Source organism: Streptomyces sp. NPDC059169 (assembly GCF_042755225.1).
GTDB lineage: Bacteria > Actinomycetota > Actinomycetes > Streptomycetales > Streptomycetaceae > Streptomyces.
On the sequence record NZ_JBHZCF010000008.1, the window covers coordinates 246,864 to 261,547 of the forward strand.

The window sequence follows — 14,684 nt, forward strand, 5'->3', positions numbered from 1 at the left end:
GGGTCCCTCCCCTGAGATGGCGGACGGGCGCGCGGTTCGGCCCGTGCGCCCGTGCCGGTGGAGACGCCCCTTGCGGCGTCCCTGGTTGCTTCTCCCCCCGGCGTCACACCACCGGGGGCTCGCCCCGCGAAACGCCCGTGCGGACGCCCACGGGTCACCCGCGGACGGGTTGCGCGGGGCTGGCCCGCGGCCGCCGGGCTGGGTGGGGGCTAGACGTCCTGCGTCCGGGCGAGGGCTTCGGTCTGCAGCGCCGCGAGGTCGGCGCACCCGCCCGTGGCGAGGTCGAGGAGGGCGTTGAGCTCCTTGCGGTCGAACGGCTCGGCTTCGGCGGTGCCCTGGACCTCCACGAAGCGGCCGTCACCGGTGCAGACGACGTTCATGTCGGTCTCGGCCCGTACGTCCTCCTCGTAGCAGAGGTCGAGGAGGGGAGTGCCGTCGACGATGCCGACGGAGACGGCGGAGACGGTACCGGTCAGCGGCCTGCGACCGGCCTTGACCAGCTTCTTCCCCTGGGCCCAGGCGACCGCGTCGGCGAGGGCGACGTAGGCGCCGGTGATGGCGGCGGTGCGGGTGCCGCCGTCGGCCTGGAGGACGTCGCAGTCGAGGACGATGGTGTTCTCGCCGAGGGCCTTGCAGTCCATGACGGCGCGCAGCGAGCGCCCGATGAGGCGGGAGATCTCGTGCGTCCGGCCACCGATCTTGCCGCGTACGGATTCGCGGTCGCCGCGGGTGTTCGTGGAGCGCGGCAGCATGGAGTACTCGGCGGTGACCCAGCCTTCGCCGCTGCCCTTCCGCCAGCGCGGGACGCCTTCGGTCACGGAGGCGGTGCAGAAGACCCTGGTGTCGCCGAAGGAGATGAGGACGGAGCCCTCTGCGTGCTTGCTCCATCCGCGGTCGATGCTGACCGGGCGGAGCTGTTCGGGGGTTCGGCCGTCGATGCGTGACATGGGGTGAGCCTATCCGTCCACGACCGAGGGGCCCGTTCGGGTGCTTGGGGAACAGGCCCCCCGGGGGTGAGCGGGGAGGTGGCTCACATCATGTCTTCGATGTCGGCGGCGATGGGGTCGGCGTCGGTGCCGATGACGACCTGGATCGCGGTGCCCATCTTGACGACGCCGTGGGCACCTGCGGCCTTCAGCGCGGCTTCGTCGACCTTGCTCGGGTCCACGACCTCGGTGCGGAGGCGGGTGATGCAGCCCTCGACCTCTTCGATGTTCTCGATTCCGCCGAGCCCGGCGACGATCTTCTCAGCCTTGCTGGCCATGTCCTTCTCCCTGCTGTCCAAGAGCGCAGTCCCGGCCCACCGTTGATCCGTTGGTCCGCTCGGTCACGGTAACGCACGGTTGGCCCAACTTCGCGAGCGAGTTGCCTTCCCGTACCGAAGGATGACGCTCACCGGTGCCCTGCCCGCGGCGGGCCCGGGGAGCCTATCGCAACTGGTCTACACCAGTCTGCAGCAAGAGCCCGACTGGCTTGTCCCGGGAGGACGTCGATGAGTGCCGCGAGCGCCGCCGCACCCACCCCGCCGCAGCGGCGGTGGTGGAACGGCCTCTTCCAGGGCCTACAGAAGGTCGGTCGCAGCCTCCAGCTCCCCGTGGCCGTCCTCCCGGCGGCCGGCCTGCTGCTCAGCCTCGGCAACCTCCTCGGCGCGTACGCGGAGTCGCCGTTCTGGGAGAAGACGGCGGCGGTCCTCCTCTCGGGCGGCGGAGGGATCCTCGACCCGAAGCTCGGCCTGCCACTGCTCTTCTGCATCGGCGTGGCCATCGGCTTCGCCAAGAAGTCCGACGGCTCGACCGCGCTCGCCGCCGTCGCCGGATTCCTCGTGTACTTCAACGTCCTCAAGGCCTTTCCGGTCGCGGGTTCGGTGACGGAGGCGACACCCGAGGGGATCCCGCAGAACCCCGGGGTGTTGGGCGGCATCCTGATCGGCCTGCTCACGGCCACCATCTGGCAGCGCTACCACCGCACCAAACTCATCGACTGGCTGGGCTTCTTCAACGGCCGCAGGCTCGTCCCGATCATCATGGCGTTCGTGTGCTGCGTCCTCGGCGTGGCCTTCGGGCTGCTCTGGGAGCCGGTGGGTGCGGCCCTCGAATGGTTTGGGAGGCAGCTCATCGGCATGGGCGCCTGGGGCGCGGGCATCTTCGGTGTCGCCAACCGGCTGCTGATCCCCATCGGGATGCACCAGTTCCTGAACGTCTTCTTCTGGTTCCAGGCGGGCGAGTACACCACGCCGGACGGCACGGTGGTCCAGGGCGACCTGACGCGTTTCCTCGCCGGCGACCCGCAAGCCGGCCAGTTCATGTCGGGGTTCTTCCCGATCATGATGTTCGGCCTCCCGGCGGCCGCACTCGCGATCACCCACTGCGCCCGACCCGAGCACCGCAAACAGGTCGCGGGGCTGATGCTCTCGGTGGCGCTGACGTCGTTCGTGACGGGCGTGACCGAACCGATCGAATTCTCCTTCATGTTCGCGGCTCCGCTGCTCTACGGGCTGCACGCGCTGCTCACGGGCGCGTCGATGGCGATCACGTGGGCAGTCGGTGTGCATGCGGGATTCAGCTTCTCGGCGGGGGTGATCGATTACGTCGTGTATTGGCACCTGGACACGAAGCCGTGGTTGATCATCCCGATCGGGGTTTGTTTCGCGGTGGTCTATTACGTGCTGTTCCGCGTCCTCATCACGGTGTTCAACATTCCGACGCCCGGGCGCGAGCCCGAAGAACTGGAGCGGGAAACCGAGCGGGACACGACCAAGCCGTAGGCGTCCACGCCGCGTATCGAGCGACATTCACGCAGTGACCCCGCCACTGCCCGCGCGGGGCTTTATGTCGGCATTGCGGCGGTACGGCGACGACCGTGAAATTGGCAGGTTCCTTATCTATCCCTCACGTGCTACAACAGGTCTACACCTCTCAATGGTGTAGACCACGCGGTCCAGCCCACCGCGTTTCCCCTGAGACGCCGCCGTCCCCCGCTTTCCCCTGCCCGGGCGGCGCCTTGCCCACTGGAGGAAGTTGTGACCACGGCCAGCGCCGCTCCCGCGGCCGACGAGAAGAAGAAGGGCCCTGGCGCGATGGCTGTCGCCCAGCGCATCGGCCGCAGCCTCATGCTGCCGGTCGCGGTACTGCCCGCAGCCGCGCTCCTGATCCGGCTCGGGAACGACGACATGCTCGGCAAGTCGACGCTCCCCGGATTCATCACCAAGATCGCCGGTTTTATGCACGCGGGTGGCGAGGCCATCCTCTCCAACATGGCGCTCCTGTTCGCCGTCGGCATCGCCATCGGCTTCGCCAAGAAGTCCGACGGCTCGACCGCCCTGGCCGCCGTGACGGGATATCTGGTGTTCCAGAAGGTGCTCGCCACCTTCACCGACCCGAGCCTCCCCAAGGAGGCCAAGGCCGTCGACGGCAAGATCGTCATGGTGGAGAAGGCCGTCGACGCCGGAGTCCTCGGCGGTGTGGTGATGGGCATCGTCGTCGCCCTGCTCTACCAGCGCTTCTACCGCACCAAGCTGCCGGACTGGGCGGGCTTCTTCGGCGGCCGCCGGCTCGTCCCGATCCTCTCCGCCTTCGCTGGCCTCGCGATAGGCATCGTCTTCGGGTACGTGTGGCCGGTCCTCGGCAAGGGCCTGCACGGCCTCGGCGAGTGGCTGGTCGGGTCCGGCGCGGCCGGCGCGGGCATCTTCGGCGTCGCCAACCGCGCGCTGATCCCGGTGGGCATGCACCACCTGCTGAACTCCTTCCCGTGGCTCCAGGCCGGCGAGTACGAGGGCAAGCACGGAGACATCGCCCGTTTCCTCGCGGGCGATCCGACCGCGGGGCAGTTCATGACCGGATTCTTCCCGATCATGATGTTCGCGCTGCCGGCAGCGTGCCTCGCGATCGTCCACTGCGCCAGGCCCGAGCGCCGCAAGGTGGTCGGCGGCATGATGTTCTCGCTCGCGCTGACCTCCTTCGTCACCGGTGTGACCGAGCCGATCGAGTTCACGTTCATGTTCATCGCGCCGGTGCTGTATGCGATCCACGCGGTGCTCACCGGTGTTTCGATGGCCCTGACCTGGGCGCTGGGCATGAGGGACGGGTTCGGCTTCTCCGCGGGTGCCATCGACTTCCTGCTGAACCTCGGCATCGCGTCCAACCCGTGGGGGCTGGCCCTGGTGGGCCTGTGCTTCGCCGCGGTGTACTACGTGGTCTTCCGCTTCGCGATCATCAGGTTCAACCTGCCGACGCCGGGCCGCGAATCCGACGAGGAGCTCGCCGAACTGCAGAAGGCGGAGGCCAAGTAGCCGCCCCTCGCGCCGTCGCAGGTCCCCCGTCTCCCGTCCGGAGGCGGGGGTCCTGCGCTTGAGGGCCGCGACGTGCACGAGGTGGCGCGGACCGTCCGCGCCGGCCGAGCACCTCGACGGCGAACGACCGTACGACGGGGCGTTCCCCACATGGGTCCACGGCCGACGGTCGTGCTGCGAACAGGGTCGACGGATCGGTGTGCCGGCCACCTCGGGCTCTCAACCCGGTACGGGAGCGCACGCGCCGTCCGGTGTTGTGGACCGTCCCGCCAGACTGTTCATGGTCCTGCCGGAGCCGGGACGCAGAGCACCGGGACCGTCGACAGGTGCAGCAGTCTGTGCGGGGTCGAGCCGAGCAGGGCACCCTTCATCGGGCTCTCGCCGTACGTGCCGACGACGATGACGCGCGCGTCGTGGCGAGCGGCGGCCTCCAGCAGTGCCTGGGCTGGTTTGTCGTCGATGACCTCGACGGACGCGGCCACGCCCGCGGCCTCGGCGGCCTGCACCGCGTGCGCGAGCGCCGTACGCCCGGTCTGGCGGATGGCCTCTGCGTGGCTCTGGTACTCCTCGCCCGGCGTCCCCGGCGCCGCGGCGCCGAAGACGAGCACGAGTGTCTCGTCCCACGCGGACGCCACCTCGATCGCGGCGCGCAGGGCGTGCACCGCGCCGGGCGACTCGTCGTATCCCAGGACGACCGGCATGTCAGGACCCCTTGAGCTCCTTGTTGCGGTGCTCCATGGCACGGACGACGTCGGGGTCGGCAACACCGCGGCGCTCGCTCCAGAACTGCGGCGCCGTCAGCCGCCGGGCGATCATGACGGCCAGTCCGACGACCACGATGGCGATGCCGATGACGAGCGGTGGGCCGACGCCGAACCAGGAGATCCCACTGTAGGAGTTGGCGGGGTCGGCCATGTCGATGACCGACTCCACGAGCAACCACGCGAGCAGTACGGCGCCGACCACCGGTCCGACGCCGATCAGGAGGAAGTTGCGGACGCTCTCGGTCAGGTGACGGCGGTAGTAGACGGCGCAGGCGATGCCGGTGAGTGCGTAGTAGAAGGCGATGAGCAGCGACAGTGCGGTGAGCGAATCGAGGAGGGCGTTCTCGCTGATCTGCCGGAGCAGGAGGTACCAGGCGATGGCGATGAGCGCGACGGCCCAGGTGCTCACGTGCGGGGTGCGGAAGCGGGGGTGGATGCGGGCGAACACGGCGGGCAGCGCGCCCCGCCTGGCCATGGACAGTCCGGTGCGGGAGGCGGGGATGATCGTGGTCTGGGTGGACGCGAGCGCGGAGGTGGAGACCGCGAACAGCACGAGCCAGTCCCAGCCGCCCATCGCCTTCCCGGCGAGCAGGGCGAAGATGAACTCCTCCTCCGTCGCGTTCTTGGTGAGGAACAGCGGTCCGGCGAAGGCGACGACCGCGATGGTGACCGACAGGTAGGTCCCGAGCAGGATGATCGTGGACCAGATACCGGCGCGCCCGGGGGCGCTGGCGGAATTCTTGACCTCTTCGGTGAGGTTGACCGCCGACTCCCAGCCCCAGTACATGAAGACGCCCAGGAGCAGGCCGCCGGTCAGCGCGGCGCCGCCGGCACCGAAGGGGTTCAGCCAGTCGATCTGCGGTTCGACGGGGCCGAGCGGGCTCGTCCCGGCGTAGACGCGGTAGATCGCGGTGCCCGCGAAGGCGAGCAGCGAGACGACCTGCGCGAGGATGAGCACGTTCTGCACGTGGGCGGACGCCTCGGTGCCGATGACGCAGATGGCCGTCATCACCAGGATGACGAGCACCGTGAGTACCTGACGCAGCCATTCGTTGGAGGCCCAACTGTCCAGGCCGACGGTGAGCAGTCCGAAGCCGACGGCGACGTCGGCCAGCGAGCCGACGACCAGCACCCCGGTCATCATGATCGCCCAACCGCCGACCCAGCCGGCCCATGGCCCCATGGCCCGGGTGACCCACGAGAAGGTGGTCCCGCAGTCCTGGTCCACGTGGTTGAGGTAGAAGAAGGCCGAGGCGATCAGCAGCATCGGCACGAACGAAGCGAGCACCACACCCGGGGCGTAGATGCCCACGAGCGCCACGATGGGGCCGATGACGGCGGCCAGCGAATAGGCCGGCGAGGTGGAGTTGATGCCGATGACCAACGCGTCGAGGAAACCGATCGCGTTGTGCTTCAGTTCGACCTGGGTGGTCGGCGGACTGGTGTCCGTGAGGTCGTCGGCCACGTTTCCTCGCAGATCAGGCGATGTGTCGACTTTCTGCGATTTTAAGGGGATACGTCGAAGGTGGCCTGCGGTGCGGGATCTTCGGGTGACCCGGTGGCGCGGTGTCGACCCCGTGGGCCCCTGGGTTCGGCGGGGCCCGGCCGGGTCGGCCCGGTGGCTCCGGGAGGGTAAGCGGCTAGACCTCGTAGACCGCGCCCGGGACCGCCAGCTCCGAGGGCCCGTCGTACGCCGCCCGGGCGTCCGCGAGGTTCTGCGCAGCGTCCGTCCACGGCGGGACATGTGTCAGGAGGAGGCGGCGAACTCCGGCGCGCGCGGCGTGCTCTCCCGCCTCGCGGCCGTTGAGGTGGAGGTCCGGGATGTCTTCCTTGCCGTGGGTGAAGGCTGCTTCGCAGAGGAAGAGGTCGCTTCCGGCGGCGAGGTCGACGAGGGCGTCGCAGACACCCGTGTCACCCGAGTAGGTGAGCGACCGGCCGCCGTGCTCGACCCTGATGCCGAAGGTCTCCACCGGGTGCGCGACCTTCTCCGTGCGGATCGAGAAGGGGCCGATCTCGAAGGACCCGGTCTTCAGGACGTGGAAGTCGAAGACCTCGCTCATCGACGTCTCGGAGGGGGTGTCGGCGTATGCGGTGGTCAGGCGCTGCTCGGCGCCCTCGGGTGCGTAGACCGGGATGGGGTCGCAGCGGCCGCCGTCGTGCCGGTAGTAGCGGGCGACGAAGTACCCGCACATGTCGATGCAGTGGTCCGCGTGCAGATGGCTGAGGAAGATGGCGTCGAGGTCGTAGAGACCGATATGGCGCTGCAGCTCGCCGAGGGCTCCGTTGCCCATGTCGAGGAGCAGCCGGAAGCCGTCGGCCTCGACGAGGTAGCTCGAGCAGGCCGATTCCGCGGACGGGAACGACCCCGAGCAGCCGACGACGGTGAGCTTCATGGAGCTTGAACCTCCGTGGACGGTCGTTCGTGGACAGTGAGCGTGGGGGGGAACGGGCGTGCCGGGGGCAGCGCTGAGGAGGTCGTGCGGTTCGTCGAGCGTAAGGCGCGAAAGTGCCGCGCGCTCCTTCGCAGGGGCCCGTTGTGGGGGAACTCACCTGCCCTGTCACCGGATAGGGCGAGGTGCACGGGCGCGAGGGCGAGCGCGCGCGTGCGGTGCGCGCGCCGGTACCGTCGAGGTATGGACACGTCCTGGTGGCTCGCGCTCGGCGCGGTAGTGGTGATCGCACTGGTCGCGGCGGTGGCCGACGCACGTGGGCGGGTGGGTCGCGGCGGCCGGCCCCGGCCGGGTGGCCGGGTGCGTCCGCCAGGGAGGCCCTCCGGGCGCACGGCGGGCGGACGTCCGGCAGGTGGTGGCCGCCGGGGGCGGGGTGGTCCGGGGCTTCGACCCCAGCCGGGCGAGATCTGGTGGGCCGACGTGCCGTACGAGGACGGGCCCGGATCGAAGGACCGCCCTTGCCTCGTCCTCGCCGTACACGGCCGGGCGGCCCGCGTCGCGAAGATCACCAGCCGCTACCACGACGAACGCCCGGGCGTGATCCCGCTTCCCCCGGGCGCGGTGGGTGACACCCAGGGGCGCCCGAGCTTCCTGGAGACGGACGAGCTGCGTGAGGTACGGATGGGCGATTTCCGGCGCCGGGTGGGGGTGGTGGACCCCGTGCTCTGGGACCAACTGCGGCACCTGTGAGGGCGCTGGCCGCTCGGGGTGACGGCGCGGTGGACCCACGAGGGGGCGTCGTTGTCCCACGGGCGCCGTCCCCGGAGATCCGGTTGGGCACCGTCGCCCGCGCCGGAGGTGCGGGCTCGCCGGCCGAACGGTGGCAGGCGCCCCCCGTCCTCCGCCGGCGCGGACCTGACCGGCTGCGACGACGAACCCGCACCCCCCGGTTCGGGGGCGGCCTGACGGGATCGCCGGGCGATCCGCGTCGCCCCGGCCGAGCACGGTCGGCGGCCGGACGGCGGAACAGGAAGCGGACGGGGTCGGACCGCGTCAGGCCCAGAGCTGCCCTTGGAGGGCCTCGATCGCAGCTTCGGTCGTCGGCGCCGTGTAGACCCCGGTCGAAAGGTACTTCCAGCCGCCGTCGGCGACGACGAAGACGATGTCCGCGGACTCGCCCGCCTTGAGGGCCTTGTTGCCCACGCCGATCGCGGCGTGCAGTGCCGCGCCCGTGGAGACCCCCGAGAAGATCCCCTCCTGCTGGAGGAGCTCACGGGTGCGCTGGACCGCGTCCGCCGAGCCGACCGAGTAGCGGGTGGTGAGCACGGCGGCGTCGTACAACTCGGGCACGAAGCCCTCGTCGAGGTTCCGGAGGCCGTAGACGAGGTCGTCGTAGCGCGGCTCCGCTGCCACGATCTTGACGTCCGGCTTGTGCTCGCGCAGGTAGCGGCCGACGCCCATGAGCGTGCCCGTGGTACCGAGGCCCGCCACGAAGTGCGTGACGGAGGGCAGGTCGGCGAGGATCTCGGGACCGGTGGTGGCGTAGTGCGCGCCCGCGTTGTCCGGGTTGCCGTACTGGTAGAGCATCACCCAGTCGGGATGTTCGGCCGCAAGCTCCTTCGCGACCCGGACCGCCGTGTTGGAGCCGCCGGCGGCCGGCGACGGGACGATGTCCGCGCCCCACATGGCGAGCAGGTCCCGACGTTCCTGTGAGGTGTTCTCCGGCATGACGCAGACGATGCGGTACCCCTTGAGCTTGGCCGCCATCGCCAGCGAGATCCCGGTGTTGCCGCTGGTCGGCTCCAGGATGGTGCAGCCGGGGGTGAGCCGGCCGTCCTTCTCCGCCTGCTCGATCATGTGGAGCGCAGGGCGGTCCTTGACGGAGCCGGTCGGGTTGCGGTCCTCCAGCTTGGCCCAGATGCGGACGTCCTCCGACGGGGAGAGCCGGGGCAGCCGGACCAGCGGCGTGTTGCCGACCGCGGCGAGCGGAGAGTCGTAGCGCATCAGTGATCAGACCATGCCGCCGGCGACGGCCGGCAGGATCGTGACGTTGTCGCCGTCACTCAGCTTGGTGGAGACGCCGTCGAGGAAGCGCACGTCCTCGTCGTTCAGGTAGACGTTCACGAAGCGGCGCAGCTGCCCGTCGTTCGCCTGGTCGACGAGTCGCTCCCGGATGCCTGCGTGGCGGGCTTCGAGGTCGACGAAGAGCTCGGCGAGGGTCTCTCCGTTGCCCTCGACGGCCTTGGCGCCGTCGGTGTAGGTGCGGAGGATGGTCGGGATGCGGACCTCGATGGCCATGGCATGGGCTCCTGTCGGAAGGGGCGTGGGCGGTACGTGCGGCGCGCGGCTGACCCCCGCGCGGGGGTGTGGTGCAGGGTGGTGCGCTCGGGCCGCGGCTCAGGCCGTCCGGCTCTCGGCGCAGCGCGTACAGATGGCGCTGGCAAGGCGGCACAGGTCGACGTGCAGCCGCGCAACGAGCAGCGTGCCCGGCGTCTTTTCGCTCACGTCGTTCGAAACCATGCGGTCATCGTAACGATTCCCGGACCCCCCACCGGCATGTGATCTCGCATTGCGGACTCGATCCGGTCACCAGGTGGTCAGCAGGGCGGGCGGACAGCGGACCGGGCGGGCGCGGCCCCGGCTTCGTCACCGGTGAGGTGTCGTGCGCCGGTGACGAACCGGGGTCCGGGGGGCCGGGGACCGTCCGCTCGATCGGGGCGGCGCCCCGGTCGACCCGTGCCCGGGACGCATGCGCGGGCGGGGCGTCAGTACGCCTCGACGACCTTGACGTCTTCCTCGGTGACCACACCCTCCTCGATCCGGAACGACCGGAACTGGAAGGGGCCCGCGTCGTCCGTGTCCGCGGTCGAGACCAGGACGTAGTGGGCGCCGGGCTCGTTGGCGTACGAGATGTCGGTGCGGGAGGGGTACGCCTCGGTGGCCGTGTGGGAGTGGTAGATGATCACCGGCTCCTCGTCGCGGTCGTCCATCTCGCGGTAGAGCGCGAGCAGATCCGCCGAGTCGAACTCGTAGAACGTGGGTGAACGGGCGGCGTTGAGCATGGGGATGAACCGCTCGGGACGCCCCGAGCCTGCCGGTCCCGCCACCACTCCGCACGCCTCGTCGGGGTGGTCGGCGCGGGCGTGCGCCACGATCTGGTCGTGCAGGGCCTGGGTGATGGTCAGCATGGGGACGAGAATAGGCGGGCTGTCCCCCGATCCGAGATCCGGGGATCGTTCGGCGAGACGGAAGCGGTCCCACCGCGGAGCGGGCCGCCGGCGCGTGTGCGGGGGCCCAGCCGCACTGTCCGTCCTTCGGCCGGCGCTCGCGGACGCACGGACCGCAGTCGACGCCCGACCCGTCACGCGCCGGGCAGGACCTCCGGCCGGTCGGTCGCCGCGAGCAGGGCGTGCACGCCGGCCGCCATGGCGCGTCCCGCGGCCTCGACGTCCAGGCCGCTGCTGCGCCAGTGGTACCAGGCGCCCCAGGTGGTCGCTGCGTCCAGGGCGTTGAGCACGTCCGTCCTGCACGTGTCGGGCAGCCGGGCGAGTTCCTGGGCGAAGACCTCCTCCAGTCTGCGCCGGGCGAAGGCGAGCACGTGCCGGGTGGCCTCTTCGACGCGCTCGGACGGCTGGTCGATACGCATCATCGTCAGCCGCGCCGGCGTGATCCACTCCAGGATCCGGGAGCGCTGTTCGACGAGCGCCGCCACCCGTTCCGGCCGCGGGCCGTCCGCCTCGAGCGGCCTGATCTGCGCGGCCAACTGGTCCAGCCGCCGGGCGATGGCGGTGTCCGCGAGCTGGGACATGTCGACGAAGTGGTGGAAGACCAGGCGTCGGGAGACGCCCGCGCGTTCGGCGACCCGGTCCGCGGGGAAGCGCGTCTCCCCCTCGTCGAGCAGGGAGAGCATCGCGTCGGCGATCTTCTCGCGGGTCTGCCGCCCGCGCTCGGTACGGCCGTCCGGGGCGCGGTCGGGCGCCCGGTCGGGCACCTGTCGGGTGGGCTGCTTCACCTCGGTCCTCCCCATGTCTCGTTGACATTCTTGCACTTCAAATGCAACCGTTCCATTGCACGCTCAGTGCAATGAGTTCCACCGGGGGGCGGCCGCTCGACGTCCCGTCTCGGTCATGACCCCCTGTCCGTACGGGAGGACGACTTCCTGATGTTCCTGTCCGTCGGGCGCTGGTGCGCCCGCAGGCCCAAGAGGATCCTGGCCACCTGGCTCCTGCTGATCGCCCTGTCGACCGGCGCCGTCGCAGTCTTCGGCAAGGTCACCACCGAGGCCGTCACCATTCCCGGCAGCGACAGCCAGGCCGCGCGGGACGCCGGCGCGGCGTTCCACGACTCGGCGTCCGGACGCCAGCCCGTCGTGCTCTACGCGCCGCCGGGCGCCGCGCCCCTGACCTCACCGGAGACGAAACGGGCGGTCGAGGCGGCGGCGCGGGCCGTCGAGGACGTGCCCCACGTCGTGGCCGTCACGACCCCCTACGACCCGTCCGGCCGGGGCGCGCTGAGCGCGGACGGACGCACCGGCTACCTGTCGGTCGAACTCGACCTCAGCGGACGGGAGATCGCCGCCGACACCACCCGGAGCATCGTGGACGCGACCGCCCCGGCCACCGGCGCCGGACTCCAGGTCACGGCCGGTGGGGACTTGGCCGCCGCCGAGGACAAGGGCTCGACCGGCCACAGCGAGATCATCGGCCTGACGGCCGCCTTCGCCATCCTGGCCGTGGGCTTCGGCAGCCTGGTGGCCGCCGGAGTCCCGCTGCTCATCGGCGCAATCGGCCTCGCCATCTCGCTGTCCGTGATCGGCCTGGTCGGACATCTCATGGACATGCCGTCATCGGGAACCACCATCGCCGCCATGATCGGCCTGGGGGTGGGCATCGACTACACCCTGTTCTGCCTGACCCGCTTCCGTGAACTGCGGGCGGCCGGCGTGGACGTCCAGGACGCCGCGGCGCGCACCACGGCCGGTTCCGGAAAGGCCGTGGCCTTCGCCGGGTGCGCGGTCATCACCGCGCTCGCAGGTCTGGCCCTGGGCGGCCTGCCCCTGCTGCACGCGCTGGCGCTCGCCCCCGGCATCGCCGTCCTGGTCGCCATGGCCCTCACGCTCACCCTGCTGCCCGCCGTGCTCGCGCTCCTGGGGCGCTGGCTCACCCCGAAGGCCCACGCCGGGGAACCCTCGCCGGACCCTGCCCGGTCCGGGGAAACGGCCGGACGTGCCCGGGGCTGGGGCCGCGCGGCCGAGTTCGTCGCCGCCCGACCCTGGCGCCTGCTGCTGGCGGGGCTCGCTCTCACCGGAGCACTGGCCCTGCCCGCCTCCCAGTTGACGTTCGGCCAGCTCGACGCGGGCGACAAGGCCGCGGGCACGTCGAGCAGAACCGCCTACGACCGGCTGGCGGACGCCTTCGGTCCCGGGGCCAACGGGCCCCTCCAGGTCACCGCCGAGCTGACCAGCCCGGCTTCCGGACCCGGTGACGGCCAGGTCTCCTCCGTCACCGAAGCGCTCCGTGGGACGCACGGCGTGGCCACCGTGGCACCGGCCCAACTCAGCACGGACAAACGACACGTTCGATGGCAGGTCACCCCCACGACCGCACCGGGCGATCCGGCCACCGCCGGGCTCGTGCGCACCCTACGGGAGCAAACGCTGCCGCAGGCCACCGCCGGATCCGGCCAGATCACCCATGTCGGCGGCATGTCAGCGGTCCAGGACGACCTCAACGAACGCCTCGCCCGACGGATGCCGGTGGTCGTCGGATTCGTCCTGGCCGTCGCCGCACTGCTGTTGCTGCTCGCCTTCCGCTCCCCGGTCATCGCGGTGAAGGCCGCGCTGATGAACCTGATCTCGGTCGCCGCCTCCTACGGGGTGCTGACAGCCGTGTTCCAGTGGGGCTGGGGTACGTCCCTGATCGGGCTGGAGGGCCCGGTGCCGATCCCCGGCTACGTGCCCCTGCTGATGTTCGCCGTGCTCTTCGGGCTGTCGATGGACTACGAGGTGTTCCTGCTCAGTGCCGTCAGGGCGGCCTACCTGCGGCGCGGGGACAACCGGGAGGCGGTGATCAGCGGTCTCGCCGGCACCGGGCGGATCATCACCTCGGCAGCGCTGATCATGGTCAGCGTCTTCCTGAGCTACCTGCTGTCCGACGACCCGGTGGTGAAGATGTTCGGGCTGGGCCTCGCCACCGCCGTCGCCCTGGACGCCACCGTCGTCCGCGGTGTCCTCGTGCCGTCGACGATGGTCCTGCTCGGGCGCGCCAACTGGTGGCTGCCCGGGTGGCTGGACCGGCTGCTCCCGCACATGGACGTCGAGGACGACGGGCACGGACCGGAACAGCCCGCTGCCGAGGCTCCCGACGAGGACCGGGCCGACAGCGCCGACCTCACCCTCACCAGGGGGGCGTCATGAGCCGCCGCCCCGTCCGGGCCCGCAAACGGCTGCTGTGGGCGGCAGCGGCCGCCGTGCTGATCACCCTGCTCCCGGCGGCCGACCGGGTCGCCGCCGCCCTTGCCGAGCACCGGCTCGCCGACCGCATCGCGGCGCGGCAGAGCGAGGTGGTCGGCGAGCCGCAGGTGACCATCGACGGCTTCCCCTTCCTGCTGAGCGCGGCAGAGGGGAGCTTCTCCCGGGTGGCGGTGCGGGCGGACGCCGTCACCCGGGAAGGCCGGTCCGTACAGGCGTCGATGGACTTCACGGACGTGTCGGAGCACGCCGGCTCGTACCGCGCAGCGTCGGCGGACGCCCGGTTCACCGCTCCCTTCGGCTCGTTCGGTGACGGGCTCGGCCCCGACACGTCGCTGTCGGACGACGGCCACGGCAGGCTGCGCATCGACCGGCAGGTTTTCGGCCTGCCGCTGACCGTCACCGCGGAGCTCCGCCTGTCCGGCCGCACCGTCAAGGTGGTGCCGGTGGCGGCGTCGTTCGCCGGGCGTCCGGTCGATCCGTCGGGCCCGCGGATCTCCGGCGCGTTCGCCGGGCAGGACCGCACGCTGCCGGAGCTGCCCGCGGGCCTCGAACCCACGGACGTCTCGGTGACCGGAGCGGGCGTGGTACTGCACGCCCGCGGGTCGGACGTCCGGCTCACCTAGCGGGGTGCCGCTCCACCACCACGGATGCGGGGGGGGGGGGGGGGGGGGGGAGCACCCCCCCCCCCCCCGTCCGTTTTCACAACAACCCCCAGGGGGGAGGCTCAACCACCCCGCCGGAACCTCCCCAAAGGCAACCCCTCCCCCCCA

Annotated in this window: 15 protein-coding genes; 5 read left to right on the plus strand and 10 right to left on the minus strand. The window is 71.0% G+C overall.

Annotated elements, in window-relative coordinates; translation table 11 throughout:
• Positions 1 to 209 precede the first annotated feature (209 nt).
• Positions 210 to 947 carry a ribonuclease PH gene (gene rph, locus ACFXOM_RS17535; RefSeq protein ID WP_384931228.1) on the minus strand — a complete coding sequence of 246 codons (738 nt, stop codon included), beginning with the start codon at positions 945 to 947 and terminating at the stop codon, positions 210 to 212.
• A gap of 83 nt (positions 948 to 1,030) precedes the next feature.
• Positions 1,031 to 1,285 (minus strand): glucose PTS transporter subunit EIIB, encoded by a 255-nt coding sequence (locus ACFXOM_RS17540; protein ID WP_384931225.1) that lies wholly within the window; start codon positions 1,283 to 1,285, stop codon positions 1,031 to 1,033.
• 207 nt (positions 1,286 to 1,492) lie between these two features.
• On the opposite strand from ACFXOM_RS17540, the gene ACFXOM_RS17545 reads away from it, so the two are divergent.
• Both ACFXOM_RS17545 and ACFXOM_RS17550 read left to right on the plus strand, forming a co-directional pair.
• Positions 1,493 to 2,764: a PTS transporter subunit EIIC gene (locus ACFXOM_RS17545; RefSeq protein WP_384931223.1), complete on the plus strand. Its 1,272-nt coding sequence runs from the start codon at positions 1,493 to 1,495 to the stop codon at positions 2,762 to 2,764.
• Between the two features lie 255 nt (positions 2,765 to 3,019).
• The gene (locus ACFXOM_RS17550; protein ID WP_384931220.1) at positions 3,020 to 4,288 is read left to right on the plus strand and encodes a PTS transporter subunit EIIC; all 1,269 of its coding nucleotides are present in this window, start codon (positions 3,020 to 3,022) and stop codon (positions 4,286 to 4,288) included.
• A 278-nt stretch (positions 4,289 to 4,566) separates the two neighbouring features.
• Here ACFXOM_RS17550 and ACFXOM_RS17555 read toward each other — a convergent pair whose 3' ends face one another.
• The 3 genes from ACFXOM_RS17555 to ACFXOM_RS17565 all read right to left on the minus strand — a co-directional run bounded on the left by ACFXOM_RS17555 (position 4,567) and on the right by ACFXOM_RS17565 (position 7,445).
• Positions 4,567 to 4,989, minus strand: a complete 423-nt coding sequence (locus ACFXOM_RS17555; protein ID WP_384931218.1) for a universal stress protein — start codon at positions 4,987 to 4,989, stop codon at positions 4,567 to 4,569.
• 1 nt (position 4,990) lies between these two features.
• The gene (locus tag ACFXOM_RS17560) at positions 4,991 to 6,517 is read right to left on the minus strand and encodes an APC family permease (protein WP_384931215.1); all 1,527 of its coding nucleotides are present in this window, start codon (positions 6,515 to 6,517) and stop codon (positions 4,991 to 4,993) included.
• A 175-nt stretch (positions 6,518 to 6,692) separates the two neighbouring features.
• Positions 6,693 to 7,445 (minus strand): MBL fold metallo-hydrolase, encoded by a 753-nt coding sequence (locus ACFXOM_RS17565; RefSeq protein WP_384931213.1) that lies wholly within the window; start codon positions 7,443 to 7,445, stop codon positions 6,693 to 6,695.
• A 240-nt stretch (positions 7,446 to 7,685) separates the two neighbouring features.
• Here ACFXOM_RS17565 and ACFXOM_RS17570 point away from each other — a divergent pair, with 240 nt between their 5' ends.
• A complete protein-coding gene (locus ACFXOM_RS17570; RefSeq protein ID WP_385038392.1) occupies positions 7,686 to 8,192 on the plus strand; it encodes a type II toxin-antitoxin system PemK/MazF family toxin in 507 nt (168 codons plus the stop codon).
• A 303-nt stretch (positions 8,193 to 8,495) separates the two neighbouring features.
• On the opposite strand, the gene ACFXOM_RS17575 is transcribed toward ACFXOM_RS17570, so the two are convergent.
• The 5 genes from ACFXOM_RS17575 to ACFXOM_RS17595 all read right to left on the minus strand — a co-directional run bounded on the left by ACFXOM_RS17575 (position 8,496) and on the right by ACFXOM_RS17595 (position 11,454).
• Entirely contained in the window at positions 8,496 to 9,446 is a 951-nt protein-coding gene (locus ACFXOM_RS17575) for a PLP-dependent cysteine synthase family protein (RefSeq protein WP_384931207.1), read from the minus strand.
• Between the two features lie 6 nt (positions 9,447 to 9,452).
• The gene (locus ACFXOM_RS17580; protein WP_384944971.1) at positions 9,453 to 9,740 is read right to left on the minus strand and encodes a MoaD/ThiS family protein; all 288 of its coding nucleotides are present in this window, start codon (positions 9,738 to 9,740) and stop codon (positions 9,453 to 9,455) included.
• Positions 9,741 to 9,839: 99 nt separating this feature from the next.
• Positions 9,840 to 9,962 (minus strand): putative leader peptide, encoded by a 123-nt coding sequence (locus tag ACFXOM_RS17585; protein WP_384931201.1) that lies wholly within the window; start codon positions 9,960 to 9,962, stop codon positions 9,840 to 9,842.
• Between the two features lie 245 nt (positions 9,963 to 10,207).
• On the minus strand, positions 10,208 to 10,630 hold the full coding sequence (locus tag ACFXOM_RS17590; RefSeq protein ID WP_384931198.1) for a Mov34/MPN/PAD-1 family protein: 423 nt from the start codon (positions 10,628 to 10,630) through the stop codon (positions 10,208 to 10,210).
• Between the two features lie 173 nt (positions 10,631 to 10,803).
• A complete protein-coding gene (locus ACFXOM_RS17595; RefSeq protein WP_384931196.1) occupies positions 10,804 to 11,454 on the minus strand; it encodes a TetR/AcrR family transcriptional regulator in 651 nt (216 codons plus the stop codon).
• 150 nt (positions 11,455 to 11,604) lie between these two features.
• Here ACFXOM_RS17595 and ACFXOM_RS17600 point away from each other — a divergent pair, with 150 nt between their 5' ends.
• Both ACFXOM_RS17600 and ACFXOM_RS17605 read left to right on the plus strand, forming a co-directional pair.
• On the plus strand, positions 11,605 to 13,857 hold the full coding sequence (locus tag ACFXOM_RS17600; protein ID WP_384944973.1) for an MMPL family transporter: 2,253 nt from the start codon (positions 11,605 to 11,607) through the stop codon (positions 13,855 to 13,857).
• Complete coding sequence (locus tag ACFXOM_RS17605; protein WP_384944976.1) at positions 13,854 to 14,537, plus strand: DUF2993 domain-containing protein; 684 nt, start codon at positions 13,854 to 13,856, stop codon at positions 14,535 to 14,537. Before ACFXOM_RS17600 ends, ACFXOM_RS17605 begins: the two co-directional genes overlap by 4 nt.
• The last annotated feature ends 147 nt before the right edge of the window (positions 14,538 to 14,684 follow it).